The following is a 24669-nucleotide window of genomic DNA, read 5'->3' as shown; positions in this document are numbered from 1 at the left end:
CCGCATCCCCCGATGACGGCATCCTGTGGATATGTCCGAGTATTGATTCAACTCAATACCGACCTTAAAAAGCAAATTAACACGGTGTGTCGAATCCAAGAATTTAAGAAACTTTGTGTAAGACTTTTGTGTTTTTCATTAATCACGCCTAAAAACTTGACCAGATCTAGTTATTTGGCGTAGGTTTAACAGGTTGCTCTGCATCTGGAACGCTAATTAGTTGGTTAACCAACACGAACGCAAACGTTCCAACCCAAACTTGCAAGATCCAAAAACGGAGAAGAATCCATGTCGAAGCGTACTTTCCAGCCGAACAACCGTCGTCGTGCAAAGACCCACGGTTTCCGTCTACGCATGCAGACCCGCGCCGGCCGCGCTATCTTGGCTGCACGTCGTCGCAAGGGCCGTTCAGAGCTTTCTGCTTAGTCCGGGCTCACTGCCCTAACCGGTCGCCAAGCCTCGGTAGTCAACAGATGTTGGCCCGCGAAAACCGTCTGCTCAAGGCAGACGATTTTCGTATGACCATGAAAACTGGTCGCAAGGTTGGTTCAGACCATCTAGTCATCTATCTAAAGCGGGATGAGGCATTGCCTCAGGCCCGCTTTGGCTTTGTGGTGGCAAAGACGGTAGGTGGAGCGGTAAAAAGAAACCTGGTCAAGCGGCGAATGCGCGAAATTGCTCGGGAATTACTAAAAGAAGTAGACAGCCAAATGACAGTGGTTGTTCGTGCCCTACCCGGTGCGGCAGAGCTGGACTGGAATAAACTTCGAGAAGAACTTAAAACCGCTTTTTATACAGCGGTAAATAAGACGGCCAAGTCATGAATCTTGTAATTCGGATTTGGTTGGCACCAAGAAACTTTCTGGTTTTGCTTATCAAGGCCTATCGCAAAGTGATTTCTCCGCTTTATGGAGATGTCTGTCGGTATTACCCGACGTGCTCGGCGTACGGTTTAGGGCAAATCCAGCAGCGCGGCGTGGTTTTCGGATCCGTTCTAACGGTTCTGAGAATTTTGCGTTGCAACCCGTGGTCGCAAGGTGGCGTCGACGAGGTAAAACCAGGCTCCGGCCGGTTTCGGGTGACTGAAAACGGCTTTGTAGTACCAAACCTTAAGAAGGGTTAGTAAATGCCAGATCTTTTATGGCCAATCAAGTGGGTAATTGAGCTCATTCTTGTTGCCTCACACACACTGTTCACTTCACTCGGCATGGGAGCCACCCAAGGTATTACCTGGGTGCTGTCAATCATCGGTTTGACCGTTGTGGTTCGTGCTGCACTTATCCCAGTGTTTGTAAAGCAGATCAAGAGCCAGCGCAACATGATGAACGCGCAGCCAGAATTGCAGAAGCTTCAGAAGAAGTACAAGGGCAAGACTGACCGCGAGTCACGCGAGAAGATGGCTAAAGAGCAGATGGAGCTGTACAAGCGCACTGGCTCAAACCCATTGAGCTCATGTTTGCCGCTTTTGATTCAGATGCCGATCTTCTCGGGATTGTTCTTTGTATTGAACGATGCGCAGAACTCAATCAACACCGGTAATGCCGGTGTAGGCCTGATGAACCTTGAGCTTTCAAACCAGTTTGCGCAGGCAACACTGTTCGGCGCTCCCCTAAAAGACACTTTCTTGAGCAGCTCGCTGCTTGAGGTAAAGATCCTGGCTGCGGTCATGATCCTTGTGATGACCGCTACGCAGTACATCACTCAGAAGCAGATCATGTCTAAGAACCAGAACCCTGACGTGATGAACTCTCAGTACATGCAGACTCAGAAGATCATGTTGTACGTATTCCCATTGATCTTCATGATCTCGGGTATCTCGTTCCCACTGGGCGTTATGTTCTACTGGCTAGCATCGAACTTCTGGACCATGGGCCAGCAGTTCATCGTGATTCGCAACATGCCAACCCCTGGCTCAGTTGCGCACAAGGCCCGCGAGGAGCGCTTGGCCAAGAAGGGCAAGCTGCCTAAGGCTGAAGCAGTAGCCGAGGTTGTCGAAGAAGAGAAGCCTCGTCAGCGCACTCAGCCAGCTAGCAAGACTCGTGCCAAGAAGTCCACCACAACTCCAACTACCAAGAAGGCTGCACCGAGCAAGAGTGCGCCTACCAACAAGGGTAAGAAGTAATAACTATGACCACTGAAGAACTAAAGCCAAACGAAGAGTCGTCGGTAAAGGCCCTTGAAGAAGAAGGCGACATTGCCGCTGACTACCTAGAGGAACTGCTCGACATTTTCGATCTTGATGGAGACATTGAAATCGATGTACGCCAAGGCCGCGCATACCTAGAAATCACAGCTGGTGGCGAAAGCAACCTACGAGTTATTTCTGACCCAGAGACTGTAGAAGCGTTGCAGGAGCTAACCCGCCTTGCCGTTCAGGTAAAGACCAACAGCTTCAGCCGTTTGATTCTTGATGTTGGTGGCTCACGCCAGGCGCGCGTTGATGAGCTAACTCGCATCGTGAACAAGCTGATTGCCAAGGTCAAGGACACCGGCGAGACCGTTCCTATGAAGCCAATGTCTTCTTATGAGCGCAAGATTGTGCACGACATCATCTCTGAGGCAGGCCTAGTGTCTGAGTCTGAGGGCGAAGGTCGCGACCGTCACATCGTAATTAAGCCGGCTATCGCCGAGTAACTTGCGCGGCATGTTTCACGTGAAACTTATCGAGAAAGTTACTCGTTCAAGATTCGGCCAGCGCGTCTCAGCATAGCTTCGCCGCGCTCGGGCCTCGCGTGAAACCTTTGTCGCAGTTATAAACATCAGGTCGGGAACTCCCCGACCTGATGTTTTCTTTTGGAAAGATGAATTTATGACCGAAACCCCAGACTTCACACCAGAGGCCGAACCTGCGATTGCCGCCACGATTTTTGGTGCCGGTATTGATAAAGCGCGCGGTTATGCGGCGGCTCTGGTCCGCGATGGCGATGAACTTGGCCTATTGGGGCCACGTGAAATGCCAAAGCTTTGGTCACGTCACATCCTGAATTCTGCTGTGGTTGCTGAGCTAGTGCAGGCAGGCAAGAAAGTTGCCGATGTTGGATCTGGGGCTGGTTTGCCAGGTATTCCGATGGCAATTGCCCAGCCAGATGCCGAATTTGTGCTTATTGAGCCAATGGAGCGCCGTTCTAACTGGCTAAAGCAGCAGGTTGAAGAACTGGGCCTAACCAATGTGCGGGTAATCCGTGCTCGTGCCGAAGAAGTTGGCGAAGCATTCGATATTGTGACCGCTCGCGCTGTTTCGGCCCTACCAAAATTGCTTCGGATGACCGTTCCACTGACCCGAAACGGCGGCGAAATCATCGCGCTAAAGGGCTCTAAGGCTGCCGACGAGATTGAAGAGTCAAAGGCTCTCCAGAAAAAACTCAAAATTGCCGGATTTGAGATCTTGGTAACAGGTGGCCAGCACCTTGCCGAGCCGACTACCGTGGTACGAACTACGCTAGTCTGAAGTTTTAGATAATCCATTGGAGTTTGTTTTGAGCGAGCAGCAAATTTCTCAAGCCGAGGCCTCTTCAGTTACCCCTGCCACCGTATTTCCGGGGCATGGTTACCCAGCGGACCGCATCGAGACTAGCCCAGAGCCAACCGGTTGGATTGTTTCACGTGAAACAATCACCGAAGTTAAGGTCAAATAATGGCATTTGTTGAGACTCCCCTAGCTCGTGAGCTGGCCAATAACACTCGAAGACTTCAGATAATTGCCCAGCAAACTCCACCAAAGCCAAACCGCACCAGGGTAATTTCGGTTTCAAACCAAAAAGGTGGCGTTGGTAAGACCACTAGCACCGTAAACCTAGCTGCCGGACTGGCTAGCAAGGGCCTAAAAGTGCTGGTTATTGACCTAGATCCACAGGGAAATGCCTCGACAGCCCTGAATGTGCCTCACCAGGAGGGCACCAGAGGCATTTATGAGGTCTTGACCGAGGGCGCCAGCATCGAATCTGTCGTACAACAGTGCTCAGAGAGCCCAAATTTGACCTGTGTTCCGGCCACGATTGATCTTGCCGGTGCCGAGATCGAGATCGTTACCCAGATTGAGCGCACCAACTGGCACGCTATCTTGAAGCAGGCCATTGACGCCTACCTTCAGCCGGGCCAGGGTCACGATGTCCCAGATTATGTCTTTATCGACTGCCCACCGAGCCTCGGCTTGCTAACGGTGAATGCCTTTGTTGCAGCTACTGAGGTGCTGCTTCCGATTCAGTGTGAGTACTACGCCCTCGAGGGGTTATCGCAGTTGCTTAGAAACATTGAGCGAGTTCAGCAGGCTCTCAACCCACAGCTGGTTCTATCGACGATCTTGTTGACCATGTACGACTCAAGAACTCGACTTGCCGCACAGGTGGTTGCCGATGTTCGTCAGCACTTCCCGGCACAGACTTTGGACTCAGTGATTCCTCGCAATGTTCGAGTTTCTGAGGCTCCAAGTTTCGGTCGCACGGTAATCACGCACGACCCATCTTCACCCGGTGCCATCTCTTATCTAGAGGCGGCCATCGAAATTGCAATTAAGGGAGCACAGAATGGCAGATAAGAAATCGGGCCTAGGCCGCGGTATCGGTGCACTGATTCCAACCTCACCGTTGGTTAGTGAAAGGCCAATCGATGTGTTCTTTGGTGGCGACTCTGCGGCCCCAGAGGCCAGTGTTGAGGCGGAAGTTAGCCTAGTTGAGGTTCCGGGGGCACGCTTCGGCCACTTGGATCTAAGCTCAATCATTCCTAACCCGATGCAGCCAAGATCAGTGTTTGAGCCAGAGGCTTTTGCCGAGTTGGTTCACTCAGTTCGCGAGTTCGGCGTCCTTCAGCCAATCGTGGTTCGCCCGCTGGGCGAGGCAAATGGTCAGCCAACCTATGAGTTGATCATGGGTGAACGCCGACTTCGCGCCTCTAAAGAAGCCGGACTGTCAAAGATCCCGGCCGTTATCCGCGAAACCGCTGACGACAACATGCTGCGCGACGCGCTGCTTGAGAACATTCACCGCGCAAACCTAAACCCGTTGGAAGAAGCCTCGGCGTATCAGCAGCTTTTGGCAGATTTTGGCATCACCCAGGATCAGTTGGCCGAAAAGATTGGCCGCTCTCGTCCGCAGATCACCAACACCATTCGTTTGCTTAAGTTGCCGATCAGCGTCCAGAAGAAGGTTGCTGCCGGAGTTTTGAGTGCCGGTCACGCCCGTGCAATTCTGAGCGTGGTTGATGAGTCGCGCATGGAGCATTTTGCCAACAAGGTAATCAACGAGGGCCTATCGGTTCGTTCCCTAGAGGAAATCGTTGCCCTAGACAAGCCAAATAAGCCAGGAAAAGCCACAATTACCCCTGGTGGACGCCAGGATTCACTAAAAACCCTTGCTGACAAGCTCGGTGACCGCTTGGACACCAAAGTCAGCATTGTTTTGGGCAAGAAAAAGGGTCAGCTGGTCATTGATTTTGCGACAGTTGGCGATCTAACCCGCATTCTCAAAGAGCTTGGCGTAGACACCCAACACTAAGTTTCACGTGAAACATCGGCCCATATTCTGACGGGGCGGTGGTGGCGGGACCGATTTAGGCCCCCCTCTTAGGTCTTAGCCGCGGTTATTGCGTGCTGCCTCGGCTAGCGAGTAGTAAACCTCACCCAGCGAGTTTCCAGAGGCAGTCACAGCTTGCGGCAGCAGTGAGGTTTCGGTAAGCCCAGGCAAGACGTTTGCCTCTAGGAACCAAACCGCACCCTGATCATCAACAATTAGGTCGATTCGTGACAGGTGGCGCAAACCAAGCAACTCGTGAGCCTTGATGGCAATCTCAGAGGCTTTATCGGCCAGCTTTGGGGTCAAACGTGCTGGAACAAAGTAATTGGTCTCACCGGCTGTGTAGCGCTCGTCATAGCCGAATTTGCCGTCTACAGGCTCGATCTCGACGGCTGGCAGCGCAATTGGGCCGGCACCGAGGTCAATAACGCTCACAGCCAGTTCTGTACCAGCGATGAACTTCTCAATGATTGCGACATCGCAGTAGACATAGGCGTCAATCATGGCCCGGTTTAGTTCAGATTGGTCATGCACAATCGAAACACCCTGGGCCGAGCCGCTCTTGGCAGGCTTAACCACTACCGGAAGCGAAATCGACTGCGTCACAGCCTTCAAAACACCTTCGGCGTCTAGCTCTCGGAAGGTTTCTTTAGGCAGGGTCACCGAAGGAGGCGTTTGAATACCTGCCTGAGCGACCAAAACCTTGGCAATTGACTTGTCCCAGGCCAAACGAGCTGAAGCAGCGCTGGCACCAACGAATGGAACACCGGTGAGGGCCAAAATGTCGCGCAATGCGCCGTCTTCACCGCTGGCGCCGTGTAGGCAAGGCCAAATTACATCTGGCTTGTCTTTGAGAATGTTGGCCAGGAGGTCGTGATCTGGCTCGCGAATTACAACTTCGGCACCGAAGTCAGTCAGAGCATCGGCTACGCGGCGCCCAGACTTTAGTGAGATGTCACGCTCGTGTGAGATACCACCTGCAAGAACCTGAATTTTCAGTTTGGCTGCGGAGTTACCCTTGACGATCATGATTATTTTCCTTTTTTAGCAAAGGTTTCTAGTAATTCGGTTTGGAGATTGATCACATTTGCGAGGCGCTTGATTCCAACATTGATGTTCTCAGGTGTTGGATACGAGTAGCAGACTCGAAGCTTGTTGTGACCGGTTCCATCGCCATAGAAGGCCGTTCCCGGGGTGTAGGCAACCAATTCCTTGACCGCCAGCGGGAGCATGGCCTTTGAGTCAATGCCGTCAGGCAGGGTAACCCATAGGTAGAAACCACCATCAGGGCGCGTGGTTTCAAGTTTTGGCAAATATTCGTGCATTGCAGCCAGGGCAGCATCGCGACGCTCACGATAAACCCCGCGGAAGGTGTCAATCTGACCCTTCCAATCGGCAGTTGCCAAGTATTCGCTGATCATCATCTGACCAAATGAGGTTGGGCACAAAATTGCCGACTCATTGGCCAAAACCAACTTGTCACGGATGGCCGGCGGTGCAAGCACGTAACCCACACGGAAACCCGGTACCAAAATCTTTGAGAACGAGCCCAGGTACACAACGCCGTCTTCATCCATGCTGCGAAGCGCGTCAGGCACCGGCTGATCGAAGTACAAAAGGCCGTAAGGGTTGTCTTCAACCACCAGGATGTGCTCGCGCTTACAGATTTCTAGGATGCGAGGGCGTCTTTCGGCAGAAAGGGTGACACCTGAAGGGTTGGCGAAGTTTGTGACTAGGTACAAGAACTTGATGGTTCTACCCTGAGCCTTCATGCGATCGATGGCCTCTGAGAGGGCTTCTGGCGAAATACCGGCATCATCGGTGTAAACGTGCTCTACATGGGCTTCATAGTGGTTGAAAATACCCAAAGCGCCAACGTAGCTAGGGCCTTCAGCCAAAACCACGTCACCGTGGTCAAGGAACAGGCCTGAGAGCAGGTCTAGGCCGTGCTGAGAACCGGTGGTGATGACGATGTCCTCTACAGAGCTGCTGATGCCCTCAAGAGCCATTAGGTCACGGATCTGGTCGCGTAGAACTAGGTCACCCTGGCCGCTGCCGTACTGCATTGCCAGCGCACCGCGCTTGGCCATCATGCTCTCGTAGGTCTGCTGAAGGAGTTCTTGAGGCAGTGCAGCCACGTATGGCATACCGCCCGCGAGAGAAACAACCTCAGGACGAGAAACTACAGAAAAGAGTGCTCGAACCTCAGAAACAGCAAGGGTTTGCGCGCGCGCAGCGTAAGAATCCAACCATGAATCGAGGTTGTTGGCTTGCTGCTGGCTTTCGGTCATTCAATAAGTCTAGTTAAAACCAGACTACTGAAGGAATTCAGCCAAGTCGTTTACCAAAATTTGCTTTGGCTTTGCGCCAACCATGGCCTTGACAACCTGGCCATCTTTGAAGACCTGAAGGGCTGGAATGCCGGTGATGCCGTACTGCTGAGCTAGGCCAGGCTCGTCATCAACGTTTACCTTGACGACCTCAATTTTGTCGGCGTACTCTTCGGCAATCTGGTCAAGAATCGGTGAAACCATGCGGCACGGACCACACCACTCTGCCCAGAAGTCAACAAGCACAGGCTTGCTGCTTGATAGAACGTCAGCCTGGAAGCTTGCGGTAGTTACATCTTTTGCCATGATCGAATCCTTTTTGAAAATGTGCAGTTATTTGAATCTAAACAAAGGTTTCACGTGAAACCTTCAAAGAAAATTAGTGGTTCATTAGGTAGTGCTCTGCGTCTAGCGCAGCTACACAACCAGAACCGGCAGCAGTAATTGCCTGACGGTAGGTAGGGTCAATGACGTCGCCACAGGCAAAAACGCCCGGCAGGCTGGTCTTTGATGAGCGTCCTTCAACCTGGATGAAACGCTCAGGGGTCAACTCGACCTGGTTTTCAACCAACCAGACGCGTGGGTCGTTACCAACAGCGATGAATAGGCCTTCTAGAGCAAGCTCCGAGGTTGATCCATCAACGGTGTTTCGCAGGGTTACACCCTCGAGCTTGGCCTCACCGTTTAGCTCGGCGATCTCTGAGTTCCAGATGACCTCGATCTTTGGGTTTGCCAGAGCGCGCTCCTGCATGATCTTTGAGGCCTTGAAGGTGTCACGACGGTGAATGATGTAAACCTTGGTCGCAAAGCGGGTCAAGAACAGCGCCTCTTCCATTGCTGAGTCGCCACCGCCAACTACTGCGATGTTCTTTTCGCGGAAGAAGAAGCCGTCGCAGGTGGCACACCATGAAACACCGTGGCCTGACAGTTCCTTCTCGCGTGGCAAACCAAGCTCGCGGTATGCCGCTCCCGTTGCCAAAATCACAGTTTTGGCCTCGAAAGTCTCGCCGCCGCCGGTCTTGACGATCTTGATGTCGCCCTTGAGGTCAACCTCTACAACGTCATCCATCAGGATCTCGGTGCCGAAGCGCTCTGCCTGCTCTTGGAAGTTGGCCATGAGCTCTGGGCCCTGTAGGCCCTCTGGGAAACCAGGGAAGTTTTCAACTTCGGTGGTCTTCATTAGCTCGCCACCAGCCTCAACAGATGAAGCAATCAGCAATGGCTTCAAACCCGCGCGTGCGGTGTAGATACCTGCTGTGTAACCGGCTGGACCGGAACCAATAATGATGACGTCGCGCAATGTATTCTCCTCGAGCCAAAGCTCGTTCTAAATCTGGGTGATTCACCCTAGTCAGCCAATATTACCGGCGAACAATTCCCTTGATTCCGGCTACAGCCGTGTCTATTTCGGGAACTTTTAGGAAACGGAGGGTTAGGACGTAGATGGCGAGCATGACAAAACCGGCGATCAGGCAGCTGAGCACCGAGCTGAGCACAGTTTGAACCACAAAGGACTGGGCTGAAATGCCGCCCAACGCCTGAAGGGTGGCCCAACCACCGAGGCCGGCTACAACGCCCGCGGTGACAAATTGGATGCTTGAAACTGCAATTTTGTGCTCGGAAAGCTTTCCGATGCGCCTACTGAGCAGAACGTAGGCAATTACCGCCTGAATCAAAATGGTCACGCTGGTTAGTGCTGACAGGCCGACCACCAACCATTCCGCCGGAACGGTGACCGCCATGGTTAGCGACCCGGCGACGTGAATTGTGATTTGCACCAGGGTGAAACCAAACGGAGTTCTAGTGTCTTCAAGGGCATAGAACGCACGCTGCATCATGTAGACAAAGCTGAATGGCACCAAACCAAACATCAGGGCAATCAAAACATTGCCCAGCGCAATGGTGGCCGGCAATTCACCGACAAAAATGCGTGAAATTGGGTAGGCCAGCACGATTAGGGCGACGGTCGAAAAGACTGAAATTACCGAAATGGTGCGCAAACCAGCGGCAAGATCGGCTTTCAGCAGGTGGATTTTGCCATCCTGCACGTGATTGGCCATCTTGGTGAAGTAGACGGTGGCGATCGATACAGTGCCCACAGAGTGCGGAACCATGAAAATCAACCACGCGATGGCTGCTGCCGCGACCGAGGCCACCGCAGGGTTGGTGTCACGAGCGCTGACTGCGCCCGAGGCCACGATGGTTTGGACCAGGCCACCGATTTGAGTGACCACCACCATTCCTAGCGACCAAGAGGCTGCCTTGAGCGCCGGGCGAAGACCAAAGCCACGCCATTTGAAGTTGATGCTGAGTTTTAGGTCAACCTTTTTCCAGGCAACGAAGAGAATCAATGCCTGCGCAGCTACGCCTGCGGTGGCACTGCCGGCCAACAGGGCAATTTGTGACGAGGTCCAGTCTTCAACGGCTCGAGAACCGGTTGGGTCGGCGCCGAAAATCACAACAAAAGCAACCAAACCGGCCATTGAGACCAGATTGTTGAGCACTGGAGCCCACATAAATGGCCCGAATGTGCTTCGAGCATTGAGCACTTCACCCAGAATCGAGTACAAACCGTAGAAGAACAGCTGAGGCAGGCACCAGTAGGCAAAAGCGGTGGCCAGGGCCAGTTGCTGATCAGTCCAGCCGTTGGTGTAAATCGAGACCAAAAGCGGAGCCGCCAGGGTGGTGATGAGGGTTACGGCAAAGAAAACCGTGATTATCAGGGTTAGTAGGCGGTCAACGTAGCCCTTGCCGCCATCGGTGTTAGAACGGGCCTTCACAATTTGAGGCACCAAAACAGCGTTCAAAAGCCCGCCAACAATGATTGCGTAGACGTTGTTTGGCAGCTGGTTGGCAACACCAAATGCGTCGGCGGCGTCGGTGGTAACACCAATGGCTGCTGCCAGGATTACCGCGCGAACAAAGCCAAGAATGCGCGAAAGGATGGTTCCGCTGGCCATGAGAAGCGAGGATCTGGCAACACTCAAGCTTGAACCTCTAACGTCTCGGCGGCCTCGGCCTCGTGGCGCAGGCGGTTTTTACGTTTGGTGCGAATCACACCCACTGTTCCGAGCAAAACCACCAGGGTGCCTAGGCCAATCAATAGAAATGACTCAACATCGGCGTTGATTTCCATTGTTATGACCACTGAACGACCAAGTTGGATGCCAGAAAACGTGGTTAGCCAAACCTGAAGGCCCACGCCCCCGTTGGCAATGGCCTTGACCGGTACCTGGGCGGTAACTTCGGTTTGGGCCGGAACCACGATTTCAACAACTTCCGGAACAATCAGGCGGCTGTTGTTTGGTTGAGCGTGAACGTGAACGCGCACGTCTTCATCGAAGTCGTTTTGGATTCGAATCGGAACCTTGGATTCACGTGAAACCAGGTTGATGTCTGAACCGCGAACTACATAAACGCCATCTACCTCGACTTCACGAACGTCAGATTTGGCGAGAGAAATGGTCGGAACCGACGCCGATGATGCCGAAATTGAACCAATAGCTAAAACCGCGGCCAATGCCAGCGCCAAAAACCGCCGCACTAGAGGTTTCTCTCAATCCACTCTTCAACCCCACGCGCAATTCTGCGCTCGTTTTCGTGGGACAAAGTCTTTTGTAATCCGTCTACGGCGAACCATTTGACATCTACGGCCTCGTGCTGAGGGTCATTCTCAACGGTCAGCTCGCCACCAATCTGGCGCATCAAAAAGTGGTGCACAGTCTTGGAGATCAACTTGTGACCGGCGGCAAATTCGTAGCGAATTGAGCCCAAAGCCTCAATGATTTCGACTTCGAGGCCGGTTTCTTCGGCAATCTCACGAACCGCTGCTTCTTCGAGGGATTCTTGGCCCTCAGGGTGGCCCTTTGGCACGCACCAATCAATGCGCCCACCGCGATTTAGGCGCCCAATCAGGGCTACCTGCAATGAACCGTCTGCAGCCAAAACAAAACCACCCGAAGAGGTTTCTTCAACTCGCGTTAAGCGGCGACCACGATTTGGACCGGCGCTCTGTTGATTCATAAAGCAACTCTAAACCTTTGGCCAAGCTAAATGGGCAGGCTGTGGCACGATTGAAGGCATGCGCTCTGTGGCTGAAGCTTTGGCAAATCTTGAACGGACTACCGATAGTCCCCTATTTGTCACACTCGGTCGAATTTTCACCGATGCCGGCCATGAAATCTCGCTGGTGGGCGGCCCGGTGCGCGATGCCTTTCTTGGCCGCAAGGCTCCAGACCTAGATTTCACTACTTCGGCCACCCCCGATGAAACCATCGCGATTCTCAAGCCACACGTTGATGCCTTTTGGGACATTGGGCGCGCTTTTGGAACCATCGGTGCCCGAATGGGTGACGACACCGTAGAAATCACCACCTACCGCGCTGATAAATACGACGTCGATAGCCGTAAGCCGGAGGTTGTGTTTGGCAAAAGCCTTGAAGACGACCTTTTTCGCCGAGATTTCACCGTTAACTCAATGGCACTGCGACTGCCAGACAAGGTGTTTGTTGACCCATTCAAGGGGCTCCAAGATCTGATTGACGGCGTCCTCCGCACCCCTGGCAAGCCTGAAGATTCATTCAGCGATGACCCGCTTCGCATGATGCGCGGTGCCCGCTTTGCATCGCAGTTGGGGTTTGAAATCGAGCCGGCAACCTTTGAAGCCATGACGGCAATGGCCGAGCGGATTGAAATTATTTCGGCCGAGCGGGTTCAGGTTGAACTAACCAAATTGATGCTTGGAGACAACCCTCGCGCCGGACTGACCGCCCTAGTTGACAGCGGTTTGGCGGCCCTGGTCTTGCCAGAATTGCCCGCCCTAAAGCTTGAATCTGATGAACACCACCATCACAAGGATGTCTACGAGCACACCCTCACCGTGGTGGAGCAGGCGATTGACTACGAAAAGGATTACAACCTCGAGGGCGACTTCATCCTGCGCTTTGCCGCCCTGATGCATGACTGCGGCAAGCCGGCCACCAAACGCCTTGAGCCGGGTGGCGCGGTTTCGTTCTATCACCACGATGTTGTCGGGGCCAAGCTTGCTGCCAAGCGCATGAAGGCACTGCGGTTTGATAATGACTCGATCAAGGCGGTTTCTCGGCTAATTGAATTGCACCTACGGTTCTTTGGCTACAGCGACCAAGCCTGGACCGACTCGGCAATTCGGCGTTACGTGCGCGACGCTGACGATCAACTGCTGCGCCTGCACGCCCTGACTCGAGCCGATGTGACCACCAGAAACAAGCGCAAGGCCGACCGGTTGGCCCATGCCTACGATGATTTGGAGCACCGAATCGCGGTCATTCAGGAGCAGGAAGAGCTGAATTCGCTGCGCCCAGACCTTTCGGGTGAACAGATTATGGCGATTCTGGACCTCCGCCCAGGCCGCGAAGTTGGCGAGGCTTATAAATTCTTGATGGAGCTGCGTCTCGAAGAGGGCCCGATTGGCCCAGAAGAAGCAGAAAAACGCTTGCTTGCGTGGTGGCACAGCCGGTAGGCTAGAGAGGTTGTCTATTGGGCTCAGTCCCATGTTCTTGACAACAGCTATGCAAGACCCTCCTGTCACGGAAAGTCCGTGACCGCTCTAGTCCAAAGGAGGTGGGTTAGTTATGCATAAGTATGAGCTCATGGTAATTCTCGATCCATCGATCGAAGAACGCACTGTTGCTCCATCCCTAGACAAGTTCCTCAACGTAATCCGCAATGCTTCAGGCACTGTAGACAACGTTGACCTTTGGGGTCGCCGCCGTTTGGCTTATGAAATCGCTAAGAAGACCGAAGGCTTCTACGCAGTTGTGAACATGACCTGTTCATCAGCAGCAGTAGTTGAGCTTGACCGTCAGCTAAAGCTTTCTGAGGCTGTTCTTCGCACCAAGGTGCTACGTGCAGACGAGGCAGTTGTAAACATCAAGCCTGTAGAGGTTCCTGAGGTTTCAGCTGAAGAAGCTGCTGCAGAGGCGCCTGCTAAGAAGGCACCAGCTGCAAAGTCATCAACCAAGAAGGCCGAGTAAAGTCACATGGCCGGGGAAGTCAACGTAACGATTGTTGGAAACCTAGGTAACGACCCTGAACTTCGCTACACCCAGGGCGGTATCGCAGTTGTTTCACTAAACGTGGGTTCAACTCCACGTACCTACAATCGTCAAACCAGCGCGTGGGACGACGGCGAGACCGTATGGGTTCGCTGCACCGCCTGGCGTGAAGTAGCTGAGAACATCGCTCAGTCACTCACCAAGGGAACCCGCGTTGTGGTTACTGGGCGACTAAAGCCAGCATCTGCCTACCAGACAGCACAGGGTGAGGCTCGCGCTTCACTAGAGCTTGAGATCGAAGAGATTGGTCCGTCGTTGCGCACTGCAACCGCGTCAGTCACTCGTCGTGCTCGCGAAGCTGGCGCTGGTGCAGGAGCCGCTGCAGTTGCAAGTGACCCTTGGGGCGCTGCACCTGCTGCATCAAAGGCTTCAAAGCCTGTCGATGACGCATGGGCAAACCCAGGTACCGCTGCTACCGGCGACGACACCCCGTTCTAATCAGACTTTAAAGACAAAATTTAGGAGAAATCATGGCTGCAAAGAGCGATCCTCGCAACAGTAAGAAGCCAAAGCGCAATGCAAAGAACTTGAAGGATGTGCCAGCAAAGGCAATCAAGGTCGGCGTTATTGACTACAAGGACGTTGCAACCCTACGCAAGTTCGTATCAGACCGCGGCAAGATCCGCGCTCGTCGTATCACCGGTGTTTCTGTTCAGGAACAGCGCCTCATCGCCCGTGCCGTAAAGAACGCTCGCGAAATGGCTCTAATGCCATACGCAGGCGCTGGCCGCTAAGGAGAAATCGAATGTCAAAGCTAATTCTGACCAATGAGGTCTCAGGCCTAGGTGGCGCAGGTGACGTTGTAGAGGTAAAGAACGGTTACGCACGTAACTACTTGCTTCCACGCGGCTTCGCTGTTCTATGGACCAAGGGTGGCGAGAAGCAGATTGAGTCAATCAAGGCTGCTCGCGACGCACGCGCACTATCAACCGTTGAAGACGCACAGGCTCTAAAGGCTGCTCTAGAGGCAAAGGCTGTACGCCTTACCGCTAAGGCTGGCGTTGGTGGCCGTTTGTTCGGTTCTGTAAAGACCGCTGACGTTGTAGCTGCAGTTGCAGCTGCTGGCCTTGGCGAGCTAGACAAGCGCAAGGTTGCATTCGTTGCACCTATCCGCAACTCAGGTGAGCACCTAGCTACCGTTCGTCTTCACGGCGACGTTGTAGCTACCATCACCCTGCAGGTAGTAGGCAAGAAGTAATTTACGACTTGAAGTAATTCAAGAAGTTCAAGTGGGTCGCCTTCGGGCGGCCCACTTTTTTGCTTTTGAACCCAGTGCCCCAAGCTGATCGACGTATGAGCGGTCCTGGATAAGTTTTGACAGGACAAATTTCAGAAATGTACGGTTCCTCACCTGTGGATAAACGGTGGATAACTTTGCTCCACGGGCCTCCGCGGGGCGGGTTCGGCGTGTCGCGACAAACCCTAAGGTTATGGTTTAGGGTTATTTGAGAAAAGTTATCCACATAGATGCATCCCAGTAAATTACTGGATTTCACCCAAAATTCCACATATTGTCCACAGTACTTTCCACAGGTTGTGCACAGTTATTACCGCGTGTCTCCACAGTTATCAACATATCTGTACACAAGCCGTTTTCGCTTATCGGTGTCAGTGGTGAATGCTAGACAGGTATTGGGTCAGTATTGGGCCAAAAATAGGAGAAATTAATGTCGCTTTTGTCTGTTCCACCGGTTGATCCAAGCCGCGGAAACGAGCGAATGCTGCCAAACGACATGCTTGCCGAACAGAGTGCCCTGGGTGGCATGCTGCTTTCACCAGAGGCCGTTGCCGAGGTTCAAGAAGCAGTTCGCGGCGGAGACTTCTATGCACCCAAGCACGAGGTTATTTTTGAGGCCATCCTTACCCTGTTTTCAAAGGGTGAGCCGACCGACGTGATTACAGTCACCGATGAGCTAACCAAATCAGGCAACTTAGTTAAGGCCGGCGGAGCCGACTATCTACACACCCTCACCTCGATTGTTCCAACCGCTGCCAACGCTGGCTTCTACGCCCAGATTGTTGCCGAAAAGGCCACCCTGCGCCGCTTGGTAGAAGTGGGTACAAAAATCGCTCAGCTTGGCTATGCCAACGAGGGTGAAGTCGAAGACCTAGTGAACCAAGCCCAGGCTGATGTCTATTCGGTCACTCGCGGCGCTGCCAAAGAGGACATCGTTGACCTCAACGACTCGATTGAGGCTGCGATTCACGAAATCGAGCAGGCACAAAGCCGCGGTGGCGACATGGTTGGTGTGCCAACCGGATTTACCGAGCTTGATGAACTCACCCACGGCCTCCACGGTGGCCAGTTGATCATTCTGGCCGCTCGCCCAGCCGTTGGTAAGTCAACCCTGGCGCTTGACTTTGCCCGCAATGCTGCCATCAAGCACAAGCGCGCAACTGTTTTCTTCTCACTTGAAATGGGTCGCGCAGAAATCGCCATGCGAATGCTGTCGGCTGAATCACAAATTCCGCTTCAGAACATGCGCAAGGGCTCATTTGCCGACAGCGACTGGACTCGCCTCGCCGCGGTTCGCGGTCAGATCAACGATTCACCGCTTTACATCGATGACAGCCCAAACATGACTCTGGTCGAGATTCGCGCCAAAGCTAGGCGTTTGAACCAGCGCGTTCCGCTAAAGATGATCGTGATCGACTACCTTCAGCTGATGACCTCGGGTAAAAAGGTCGAGTCACGCCAGCAAGAGGTATCGGAGTTCTCACGAGCCCTAAAGCTTTTGGCAAAAGAACTAAACATTCCGGTTATCGCGATCTCGCAGCTAAACCGAAACTCAGAGCAAACCAAAGACAAAAAGCCTGAAATCTCGCAGCTTCGTGAATCGGGCTCGCTAGAGCAAGACGCCGACGTCGTGATTCTGCTTCACCGCGAGGCACTGGGCGAACGCGAGCACCCACGCGCTGGCGAGGCAGATTTGATTCTGGCCAAGCAACGTAATGGACCTACCGGCACTGTTGTGGTTGCCTTCCAGGGCCAGTACTCGCGCTTTATGAACATGAAGCAGTAGTTGGCCCCGGCCAATCGCCCTGACGCAGCGTGAAACAATAGATTTATGCGCATTCACCAGGCAATCCAGGCAACTACTGCTCTTGCAGCAGGCATTTTCATCACCTTTTCGCAGGTGCACGATTCAAGCACAGCAATAATTGGTCTGCTCGTGCTTTGCGCTGGCTGGCTGGCGGCATCGGTGGTCACGGCGGTCAGAAACTTTGGCGAACCTGGCACTTCGGTGCACATTGTGGTTGCCGGCGGAACCATCTTGATGGCCATCCTCGCGATTCTGACAGCAAACAGCCCGATTTATTTTGGTACCTGGCTGCTTTTGGCGCACTGGGGTTTCTATGGCGCGGTAATCGAGGCGATTTTTGCCAAGCAGGCCCCGGCCAAAACCCCCGCTCGACGCGACCACCTGATCAGCATGGCGCTGGGATTGGGACTCTACCTTTCTCAGGCCATCATCATGATTGCTGGCAACGACCCGGTTAGCCAGGTCGGATTCTTTGGCGCTTACGCGGTAATTATCGGTGTGCACCTAGGAATAGCGGCGGCCTCACCAGCGGTTGCTAAGTAGCAGAATCACAAATTCCCCCCGATAACTAAGGCGTAGGCTTAACCCATGGCAAAAACCCCTAAGAAAAAATCTGAAGCACGCAGCTTGCGCACCTACCTTGGGCTATCGCTGGTTGCGGCAGTATTTGTAGGCCTATTTGTGCAGGGTGGCGTTCGCGACATCAACACAACTTTGATTTGGTCTGGATTGACCTTCATTATTTCTTTGGTCACCATTGCAACTTTGGCTTTGACCGTAAAAGAGAATCCGGGTGACCCTAACGAGCCAATGCTCAAGTAGCACCTGACCTAAGCAGCAGAAAAGGGCGGCCAATGGCCGCCCTTTTCGTTTACCCGATGCGCAAAAAGCGCTCAGGAGAAGTTACTTCTGAATTCGCTTTGCTAGCTCTGACGCAACACCAACGTAGGTGTGTGGGCGCAGGGTTAGTAGGCGATCCTTGGCCTCTTGACCAATCTCTAGGCCGTTGACAAAGGCAACCATGTCTTCGCCGCTGAGGCGCTTGCCGCGAGTTAGGTCTTTTAGCAGGGCATAAGGGTCGTTGATGGTTGAGCGACCAGCTGCAACCTCGGCACGAATCACAGTCTGGATTGCCTCGCCGAGGATCTCCCAGTTGTCGCTTAGGTCGGCGTCTAGAACCGGAAGCGAAAGGTCGATCTCATTCAAGCCACGAGTCACGTTATCGATTGCCAACAGCGAGTGGCCAAGGCCTAGACCAATGTTGCGCTGAGAAGATGAGTCGGTGAGGTCACGCTGTAGGCGTGAAGTGATGAGGGTTGAAGCCAGGCTGCCCAGGATTGCGTTTGAAAGCTCAAGGTTTGACTCGGCGTTCTCAAAACGAATTGGGTTGATCTTGTGCGGCATGGTTGATGAACCGGTGGCGCCGGCGACTGGAATCTGCTTGTAGTAACCCATTGAGATGTAGGTCCAGATGTCGGTGCAGAGGTTGTGCAAGATGCCGTTGAACAGTGAAACCGCGGTGTAAAGCTCGGCCTGCCAGTCGTGAGACTCTATCTGAGTGGTCAGTGGGTTCCAAGTTAGGCCAAGTCCGCTGACAAAGTCCTCAGATTCCTTCGGCCAGTTAACGCTTGGTGCCGCAACCACGTGGGCCGAGAAAGTTCCGGTGGCACCTGAGAACTTGCCCAGGTACTCGGTGGCTTCGATGCGCTTGATCTGGCGCTCTAGGCGGTGCACAAAAACAGCAATTTCCTTGCCCATGGTTGACGGGGTTGCCGGCTGACCGTGGGTGTGTGAAAGCATGGCTGCATCGGCGTACTTGGCCGAAAGCTCGCGAAGTTTTGCGGTTAGCTTTTCGACGCGAGGCAACCAAACATCCTTGATTGCATCGCGAACGGTGATTGCGTAGCTGAGGTTGTTGATGTCCTCAGAGGTGCAGGCAAAGTGGGTGAGTTCAAGCAGGTCGTTGCGGCCCAGCTCTGACAACTTGCCACGGATGAAGTACTCGACGGCCTTCACATCGTGCTTGGTAGTTGCCTCGGTTTCGGCCAGAGTTGCAACGTCTGCGTCTGAGAAGTTGGTCACGATTGCTCGAAGCTGGGCAATCTCAGAATCACTGATGCTGGTTCCGGTACCAAGTAGGTCGCGGTTGGCAAGGTGGATTAGCCATTCGATCTCCACCGCAATTCGGGCACGGTTTAGGCCGGCCTCTGAAAGGTGAAAACCTAGGTCAGAAACGGCAGCGCGGTAGCGGCCATCTAGCGGGGAAAGGGGCTGAATTGAAAGATTACTCACCTGTCTATATTGCCGTAAGTTCTGCACAGTTTGGGGGCTTTCAGCCCTTTGATTCGACTATTCGCAGATGCTGGACCGATGGATTCGATTGACCAGGCCCTACTCGCTGTTCTTACCCAGATAAATTTCGCTGCTCCAAACCCTCTGCTTTGGCGAGGTAGTGCCGCGACGGCACTGGCGGGTTCCGTCGAGAGATTGGCTCTAGACCTGCTTTCAATTCGATCTCGGTTAAGTTCGTGGGCGATGTAACCGCCTTCGGCGGCGAACCACAAATTATTGCCACCCTGCTCGAGATAGAGCGGGTTCAGGCCTGCCTGGGCTCGGCATATTCTTTGCTGCAGCAGCAACTTGAGCTGCCCGATTTTTTCCAATTGCCACTCAAGCGGATTGGTTTGGCACTTGAGATTGGTCCGGTTCTGGAGCGTTTGGAGTTTTTGCATCAGGCCTGTGCTGTAGCTGCGCAGCAGTATTTTGACGGCGAGGTTCAAACTGCCTCAACTTTTGAAAGCCTAGATTTTGCCGCTATTCCGGCAATTGCCGGTGTATTGGCGGCCACTTCGGGGCAGTGGGCCCCGTATCGAGATTCCCAAATCAAAGTTGAACCAACAGGTTTGGCAACACCGGTGCAGTCGGCCACCAGTTTGGCGGCTCTACTCACCAGATTGGAACGAACAGCCTCGGCCGGCGAACCAATGGTCAGAATTGAAAAATATTCGAGCGCCTTCGGCGCTAGGGGGCCGGGCACAGCCGGCAACTGGAGCTCGCCCGGCAATTATCCGGCGGGGGACCGCTACATTGTCTACATTCCGGGCACCCAAGCCTGGTTGCCCATCGCCGGCAAAAACCCGCTCGACCTAACCTCAAACCTGCAAGCCATGGCTGGGCCTTCAAAGGCATCCAGTGAAGCCGCGGTCCAGAGGGCAATCGTCAACGCGGGTGTAACCAAGCGGGACCGGGTGCTGCTAGTCGGTCACTCGCAGGGCGGCATGGTGGCGGCAAACCTCGCTAGCCAGCCCCAAAATTACAAAGTTGCGGGTTTGGTAACCATCGGATCACCGATAAGTCAGCTGAACCAGGACATCAGGGTGCCAACCATCTCGCTGCAGCACACCAACGATTTGGTTCCAAAATTAGACCTCGCGCAAAATGCGCTGGGCAAAGACTGGGTAACGGTTGAACGCGAGGCACCGGTGAGCAGCAGCAATTCAAAACCGGCTGTGCTGCAGGCTCACGAACTCAGTACCTATCGGGGCACCGCACTGCTTGCCGACCAAAGCACTGATGCCGGGCTAGCCCGCATCCGTGCATTAATCACCGATTTTGCCAGCGGCCAAGGGCAGGCCACGAATTACAGGATTTCGAGGTGAGCCCAGACAGAGGCTTTGCCTAGAGCAGTTTTAGCGCCTTGAAGACTGCCCGACCAAAGAACGAGGCAATGCTCATCACGATCGAGCCAAGGATGGCCCAGCCGAGCGAGTCGATAGTCAAGCCATCAGAAGAGAAACCGTAAATCGTCAAGACGTCATCGCCGAATAGCTGTGACAACCAAGCCACAAAAAGCAGCAGCGCACCGTTGATCAAAAACGAAATTAGGCCAAAAGTAAGGATGTAGAGCGGGAGAGCCAGAACTTTTATCACCGGTGCAACGATGGCGCTGACCAGGCCAAAAACCGCTCCGACAAGGAGGAATGACCCCGCGATAGCCCAAAAATCGGTGCCACCATAGGGGTTCAGCTTGATTGCCGGGATGCAAAGGGTCACTACCCAGAGGGCAATGGCATTAATAACGGTTCCAACTAGAAAACGAATCATGACTAGATTGTGCCACTCAAAGAAGTAAATTAGACGAGATGACTTATCAAGATGCTTCGAACGTACCGATGGTGCAACTTCTTTCACCAGACGGACAGTACGGCGTGCCTGCCCAATACGCGGAATACGGCAAATACATCGATCAGCTCGGCGAGGCTGACTTTCTAAAGTTTTATCGCGACATGGCACGGATGCGTCGCTTCGACAATGAGGCAACTGCTCTTCAGCGTCAAGGACAGCTAGGTCTCTGGATTCCTGCAATTGGCCAAGAGGCTGCGCAGATTGGCTCGGGCTACGGCGTTGGCCACAACGACCACATCTTCCCTAGCTATCGCGAGCACGGTGTGGCAATTACCCACGGCATTGACCTAATGGCAATTCTCAAAATGCTTCGCGGTGTTAACCACGGCGGTTGGAACCCAGATGAGACCCGGTTCCACCTTTACGCAATTGTTTTGGGCACCCAGGTGCTGCACGCCACCGGCTACGCAATGGGCGTGAAGTTTGACGGCAAAGTCGGCACCGGCAACCGCGATGAAGACTTGGCAGTTATTTCTTACTTCGGAGACGGAGCGACCGCCGAAGGTGATGTTTCGGAGTCATTCCTATTTGCTGCAACCACCCAGGCTCCGATGGTGTTTTTCTGCCAGAACAACCAGTGGGCAATCTCAAGCCCGGTTGACTCGCAGACCACTGTTCCGCTTTACCAGCGCGGTATGGGCTTTGGCGTGCCTGGCGTCCGCATCGACGGCAACGACGTTTTGGCCAGCTACGCGGTAACCAAGAAGCACATGGATGACGCACGCAACGGTGCTGGTCCATTCATGATTGAGGCACTCACCTACCGCATCGGTGCTCACACAACTTCAGACGACCCAACTAAGTACCGTTCATCTGATGAGGTGGAGTACTGGAAGGCCCGCGACCCACTGGCTCGATTCGAGAAGTTCTTGCGCCGCCAGGGTATCGGTGATGATTTCTTCAATGAATGCGAGGCTGCTGGCGAGGCGCTCTCGGCAGAGATTCGCGAAAAGACCTTTGCCCTAGGTGAGCCACCAATCGAGAACATGTTCAAGCACGTTTACAGCGAGAGCCACCCGCTTATCGAGGAGCAGCTTGCTTGGCTTGAGGCTTACGAGGCTTCGTTCGGTCAGGGCGGTGCCAACTAATGACTAACTTCGTAGAAATGTCGATTGCCAAGGCAATCAACGCCGGTATTCGCAAAGCTATGGCCGACAACCCAAAGGTTTTGGTTTTTGGCGAGGACGTAGCTCAGCTAGGTGGCGTGTTCCGCGTGACCGAGGGAATTCTTGACGAGTTTGGCCCAAGCCGTATTTTCAACTCGCCGATTGCTGAGTCCGGAATCATCGGAACCGCTATCGGTTTGGCGATGCGCGGCTACTCTCCGGTAGCCGAGATTCAGTTTGACGGCTTTATTTTTCCGGCTTTCAACCAGATCACATCGCAGTTGGCAAAAATGCAGAACCGTTCGGAGGGTTTCACGACCATGCCGGTGGTTATTCGTGTGCCATTCGGTGGCGGCATCGGTGCGGTTGAACACCACTCTGAAAGCCCAGAGGCGTATTTTGCTCACACCGCAGGCCTTCGGGTAATCAGCCCAAGCAACCCAAACGATGCCTACTGGATGATTCAGCAGGCCATCAAGAGCAACGACCCAGTGCTGTTCTTTGAGCCAAAGCGCCGCTATTGGCAAAAGGGCCAGGTCAACCTCGATGAACCTCCGGCCGGCATGCACACCGCCAAGGTTTTGCGGCCTGGATCACAGGTGACCGTTGCTGCCTACGGCCCCATGGTTGCCGTTGCGCTTCAGGCAGCTGAAATTGCTGCCAGCGAGGGCACCAGCCTTGAGGTAATCGACATGCGTTCGATGTCACCAATCGACTTTGCCACCATCATCGAGTCGGTCAAAAAGACCGGACGCCTGGTGGTTGCTCATGAAGCCAGCACTTTTGTCTCGATCAGCTCAGAGGTGGCAGCGCGCGTGGCCGAGCTAGCGTTCTATCACCTCGAGGCACCTGTTATCCGAGTGGGCGGATTCGATGTTCCTTACCCATCGGCAAAGCTCGAAGAAAAATTCTTGCCAGACGCCGACCGCATTCTTGAAGCGGTTGACCGCGTTTTGGCCTACTAGGTTCGGCAAAGGATAGAAATGACTCAACTAGCGTTCTTTAACCTGCCAGATGTTGGCGAAGGTTTGACCGAGGCCGAAATTGTGTCTTGGAAGGTCAAGCCGGGCGACACCGTGGCCGTAAACCAGGTAATCGTTGAGATTGAAACCGCCAAGAGCTTGGTTGAGTTGCCTTGCCCGTTTGCCGGCGTAGTTGCCGAACTTTTTGCTGCCGAGGGCGACACCGTAGAGGTGGGCAAGCCAATCATCTCGGCTACCGTTGCCGACGGTGCTGTTGGCACAGTCAGCACTAACACCAGCGCGATTCCAATTGTTGATGCCGCAGCCGCGGTTGCCGCTCACGAAGTTATTGCCGATGCTGCCGCGGCTGTTGCCAAAGAAGAAAAGCAGCCAAACCTAGTTGGTTACGGTGCATCCGGCCACGCAGCCTCGCGCCGCCGCGGACCAGTGGTACCGGCCGCCGCCAGCGTTGCAGCAGCAAGCGCGTCGCTGCCATTGATTCCAAACCCAGACACCACTTTGATCAACGTTGCGGCCATCACCGCCGAAGACAAGGTAATTGCTAAGCCACCAATTCGTAAGTTGGCCAAGGACCTAGGCGTTGACATCACGTCAGTAACCCCAACCGGTTTTGCCGGCGAGGTCACCCGCGAAGACGTCCTCGGTGGCGCGCAGCAGGCATCGGTGTTTAGAAACCTTTCAACCCCAGAGGCACCGAGCGCCCGCGAAGAGCGTATTCCGGTCAAGGGTGTTCGCAAGGCAATTGCCACCGCGATGGTGTCGTCAGCATTCACCGCACCGCACGTGAGCATTTTTGTAGACGTAGACGCCACCCGCACCATGGAGTACGTCAAGCGCTTGAAGGCTTCGACCGATTTTGCCGGTGTCAAGGTGACCCCACTTTTGATTATGGCCAAGGCCATGATTTGGGCAGTTCGTCGCAACCCAATGGTCAACTCGACCTGGACCGATGAAGAAATCATCGTGCACAACTTTGTGAACTTTGGAATCGCTGCGGCAACCCCGCGCGGTTTGATCGTGCCGAACATCAAAGACGCCGACAAGATGTCGATGCTTGAGCTGGCCAAGGCAATTGAAAACTTGGCCGCGGTTGCTCGCGAGGGCAAGACCACCCCGGCTGACATGAAAGACGGAACCATCACCATCACCAACATCGGTGTATTTGGTGTTGACACCGGAACCCCGATTTTGAACCCAGGTGAAGTTGGAATTGTTGCCCTTGGCTCGATTCGACCAAAGCCTTGGGTGGTCAACAACGAGATTCAGGTTCGTCAGGTAACCACTATCGGTGCGACTTTTGACCACCGAGTTGTAGACGGTGACGTTGCCTCGCGCTTTGTTCAAGACGTAGCTTCGGTCATCGAAGAGCCAGCGCTGCTGCTCGACTAGCTTCAGCCAAGCCTCATAATCAGCGGGCCA

30 protein-coding genes are annotated in these 24669 nt (G+C 53.8%); 21 read left to right on the top strand and 9 right to left on the bottom strand.

What is annotated here, in order from left to right; all coding sequences use genetic code 11:
- The first annotated feature begins 288 nt into the window (after positions 1 to 288).
- From rpmH to OO731_RS06750, 9 genes are all read left to right on the top strand, one after another.
- Positions 289 to 426, top strand: a complete 138-nt coding sequence (rpmH, locus tag OO731_RS06790; RefSeq protein WP_138276009.1) for a 50S ribosomal protein L34 — start codon at positions 289 to 291, stop codon at positions 424 to 426.
- Positions 427 to 473: 47 nt separating this feature from the next.
- On the top strand, positions 474 to 824 hold the full coding sequence (gene rnpA, locus OO731_RS06785; RefSeq protein ID WP_264890163.1) for a ribonuclease P protein component: 351 nt from the start codon (positions 474 to 476) through the stop codon (positions 822 to 824).
- On the top strand, positions 821 to 1123 hold the full coding sequence (gene yidD, locus OO731_RS06780) for a membrane protein insertion efficiency factor YidD (RefSeq protein WP_138276007.1): 303 nt from the start codon (positions 821 to 823) through the stop codon (positions 1121 to 1123). The genes rnpA and yidD overlap by 4 nt, the downstream gene beginning before the upstream one ends.
- Positions 1124 to 1126: 3 nt before the next feature.
- Positions 1127 to 2122, top strand: a complete 996-nt coding sequence (gene yidC / locus OO731_RS06775; RefSeq protein ID WP_138276006.1) for a membrane protein insertase YidC — start codon at positions 1127 to 1129, stop codon at positions 2120 to 2122.
- Between the two features lie 5 nt (positions 2123 to 2127).
- Complete coding sequence (locus OO731_RS06770) at positions 2128 to 2634, top strand: R3H domain-containing nucleic acid-binding protein (RefSeq protein WP_138276005.1); 507 nt, start codon at positions 2128 to 2130, stop codon at positions 2632 to 2634.
- 175 nt (positions 2635 to 2809) lie between these two features.
- Complete coding sequence (gene rsmG / locus OO731_RS06765; protein WP_264890162.1) at positions 2810 to 3448, top strand: 16S rRNA (guanine(527)-N(7))-methyltransferase RsmG; 639 nt, start codon at positions 2810 to 2812, stop codon at positions 3446 to 3448.
- A 28-nt stretch (positions 3449 to 3476) separates the two neighbouring features.
- Positions 3477 to 3635 (top strand): hypothetical protein, encoded by a 159-nt coding sequence (locus OO731_RS06760; RefSeq protein WP_264890161.1) that lies wholly within the window; start codon positions 3477 to 3479, stop codon positions 3633 to 3635.
- Positions 3635 to 4534: an AAA family ATPase gene (locus OO731_RS06755; RefSeq protein ID WP_264890160.1), complete on the top strand. Its 900-nt coding sequence runs from the start codon at positions 3635 to 3637 to the stop codon at positions 4532 to 4534. Before OO731_RS06760 ends, OO731_RS06755 begins: the two co-directional genes overlap by 1 nt.
- On the top strand, positions 4524 to 5489 hold the full coding sequence (locus tag OO731_RS06750) for a ParB/RepB/Spo0J family partition protein (RefSeq protein WP_264890159.1): 966 nt from the start codon (positions 4524 to 4526) through the stop codon (positions 5487 to 5489). Before OO731_RS06755 ends, OO731_RS06750 begins: the two co-directional genes overlap by 11 nt.
- A gap of 75 nt (positions 5490 to 5564) precedes the next feature.
- Here OO731_RS06750 and OO731_RS06745 read toward each other — a convergent pair whose 3' ends face one another.
- The 7 genes from OO731_RS06745 to OO731_RS06715 all read right to left on the bottom strand — a co-directional run bounded on the left by OO731_RS06745 (position 5565) and on the right by OO731_RS06715 (position 11860).
- The gene (locus OO731_RS06745) at positions 5565 to 6536 is read right to left on the bottom strand and encodes a D-alanine--D-alanine ligase (protein ID WP_264890158.1); all 972 of its coding nucleotides are present in this window, start codon (positions 6534 to 6536) and stop codon (positions 5565 to 5567) included.
- Between the two features lie 2 nt (positions 6537 to 6538).
- Positions 6539 to 7798, bottom strand: coding sequence for a PLP-dependent aminotransferase family protein (locus OO731_RS06740; RefSeq protein WP_138315968.1), 1260 nt, complete (start codon positions 7796 to 7798; stop codon positions 6539 to 6541).
- 24 nt (positions 7799 to 7822) lie between these two features.
- Positions 7823 to 8143 (bottom strand): thioredoxin, encoded by a 321-nt coding sequence (gene trxA, locus OO731_RS06735; RefSeq protein WP_264890157.1) that lies wholly within the window; start codon positions 8141 to 8143, stop codon positions 7823 to 7825.
- Between the two features lie 73 nt (positions 8144 to 8216).
- Positions 8217 to 9137: a thioredoxin-disulfide reductase gene (gene trxB / locus OO731_RS06730; protein WP_138315967.1), complete on the bottom strand. Its 921-nt coding sequence runs from the start codon at positions 9135 to 9137 to the stop codon at positions 8217 to 8219.
- 61 nt (positions 9138 to 9198) lie between these two features.
- Complete coding sequence (gene murJ, locus OO731_RS06725; RefSeq protein ID WP_264890156.1) at positions 9199 to 10824, bottom strand: murein biosynthesis integral membrane protein MurJ; 1626 nt, start codon at positions 10822 to 10824, stop codon at positions 9199 to 9201.
- On the bottom strand, positions 10821 to 11381 hold the full coding sequence (locus OO731_RS06720; RefSeq protein ID WP_264890155.1) for a DUF6049 family protein: 561 nt from the start codon (positions 11379 to 11381) through the stop codon (positions 10821 to 10823). Before OO731_RS06720 ends, murJ begins: the two co-directional genes overlap by 4 nt.
- On the bottom strand, positions 11381 to 11860 hold the full coding sequence (locus OO731_RS06715; protein ID WP_138275995.1) for an NUDIX hydrolase: 480 nt from the start codon (positions 11858 to 11860) through the stop codon (positions 11381 to 11383). The genes OO731_RS06720 and OO731_RS06715 overlap by 1 nt, the downstream gene beginning before the upstream one ends.
- Before the next feature lie 58 nt (positions 11861 to 11918).
- Here OO731_RS06715 and OO731_RS06710 point away from each other — a divergent pair, with 58 nt between their 5' ends.
- From OO731_RS06710 to OO731_RS06675, 8 genes are all read left to right on the top strand, one after another.
- Complete coding sequence (locus tag OO731_RS06710) at positions 11919 to 13337, top strand: CCA tRNA nucleotidyltransferase (protein WP_264890154.1); 1419 nt, start codon at positions 11919 to 11921, stop codon at positions 13335 to 13337.
- A gap of 112 nt (positions 13338 to 13449) precedes the next feature.
- On the top strand, positions 13450 to 13851 hold the full coding sequence (gene rpsF, locus OO731_RS06705) for a 30S ribosomal protein S6 (protein ID WP_138275993.1): 402 nt from the start codon (positions 13450 to 13452) through the stop codon (positions 13849 to 13851).
- Positions 13852 to 13857: 6 nt separating this feature from the next.
- Positions 13858 to 14370: a single-stranded DNA-binding protein gene (gene ssb, locus OO731_RS06700; protein ID WP_264890153.1), complete on the top strand. Its 513-nt coding sequence runs from the start codon at positions 13858 to 13860 to the stop codon at positions 14368 to 14370.
- A 32-nt stretch (positions 14371 to 14402) separates the two neighbouring features.
- A complete protein-coding gene (gene rpsR / locus OO731_RS06695) occupies positions 14403 to 14666 on the top strand; it encodes a 30S ribosomal protein S18 (RefSeq protein ID WP_138275991.1) in 264 nt (87 codons plus the stop codon).
- Positions 14667 to 14677: 11 nt separating this feature from the next.
- Positions 14678 to 15130, top strand: coding sequence for a 50S ribosomal protein L9 (gene rplI, locus OO731_RS06690; RefSeq protein WP_138275990.1), 453 nt, complete (start codon positions 14678 to 14680; stop codon positions 15128 to 15130).
- Between the two features lie 469 nt (positions 15131 to 15599).
- Entirely contained in the window at positions 15600 to 16955 is a 1356-nt protein-coding gene (dnaB, locus tag OO731_RS06685; protein WP_264890152.1) for a replicative DNA helicase, read from the top strand.
- Positions 16956 to 17000: 45 nt separating this feature from the next.
- Positions 17001 to 17519: a hypothetical protein gene (locus OO731_RS06680; RefSeq protein WP_264890151.1), complete on the top strand. Its 519-nt coding sequence runs from the start codon at positions 17001 to 17003 to the stop codon at positions 17517 to 17519.
- A 45-nt stretch (positions 17520 to 17564) separates the two neighbouring features.
- Positions 17565 to 17798 carry a hypothetical protein gene (locus tag OO731_RS06675; RefSeq protein ID WP_138275987.1) on the top strand — a complete coding sequence of 78 codons (234 nt, stop codon included), beginning with the start codon at positions 17565 to 17567 and terminating at the stop codon, positions 17796 to 17798.
- Positions 17799 to 17879: 81 nt separating this feature from the next.
- Here OO731_RS06675 and purB read toward each other — a convergent pair whose 3' ends face one another.
- Positions 17880 to 19268, bottom strand: a complete 1389-nt coding sequence (gene purB, locus OO731_RS06670; protein WP_264890150.1) for an adenylosuccinate lyase — start codon at positions 19266 to 19268, stop codon at positions 17880 to 17882.
- Positions 19269 to 19504: 236 nt separating this feature from the next.
- Here purB and OO731_RS06665 point away from each other — a divergent pair, with 236 nt between their 5' ends.
- Positions 19505 to 20635 carry an alpha/beta hydrolase gene (locus OO731_RS06665; protein WP_264890149.1) on the top strand — a complete coding sequence of 377 codons (1131 nt, stop codon included), beginning with the start codon at positions 19505 to 19507 and terminating at the stop codon, positions 20633 to 20635.
- A gap of 19 nt (positions 20636 to 20654) precedes the next feature.
- Here OO731_RS06665 and OO731_RS06660 read toward each other — a convergent pair whose 3' ends face one another.
- Complete coding sequence (locus OO731_RS06660; protein WP_264890148.1) at positions 20655 to 21080, bottom strand: phage holin family protein; 426 nt, start codon at positions 21078 to 21080, stop codon at positions 20655 to 20657.
- A gap of 38 nt (positions 21081 to 21118) precedes the next feature.
- On the opposite strand from OO731_RS06660, the gene pdhA reads away from it, so the two are divergent.
- Genes pdhA through OO731_RS06645 form a run of 3 tightly spaced genes read left to right on the top strand, consistent with a single transcriptional unit; the run spans position 21119 to position 24639 of the window.
- Positions 21119 to 22249 (top strand): pyruvate dehydrogenase (acetyl-transferring) E1 component subunit alpha, encoded by a 1131-nt coding sequence (gene pdhA / locus OO731_RS06655; protein ID WP_264890147.1) that lies wholly within the window; start codon positions 21119 to 21121, stop codon positions 22247 to 22249.
- Positions 22249 to 23232, top strand: coding sequence for an alpha-ketoacid dehydrogenase subunit beta (locus OO731_RS06650; protein WP_138275983.1), 984 nt, complete (start codon positions 22249 to 22251; stop codon positions 23230 to 23232). The genes pdhA and OO731_RS06650 overlap by 1 nt, the downstream gene beginning before the upstream one ends.
- A gap of 18 nt (positions 23233 to 23250) precedes the next feature.
- The gene (locus tag OO731_RS06645) at positions 23251 to 24639 is read left to right on the top strand and encodes a dihydrolipoamide acetyltransferase family protein (protein WP_264890146.1); all 1389 of its coding nucleotides are present in this window, start codon (positions 23251 to 23253) and stop codon (positions 24637 to 24639) included.
- Positions 24640 to 24669 lie beyond the last annotated feature (30 nt).

The sequence above is a fragment of the Rhodoluna sp. KAS3 genome (assembly GCF_026000575.1).
GTDB lineage: Bacteria > Actinomycetota > Actinomycetes > Actinomycetales > Microbacteriaceae > Rhodoluna.
This window is presented reverse-complemented; position numbering and strand designations above follow the sequence as displayed.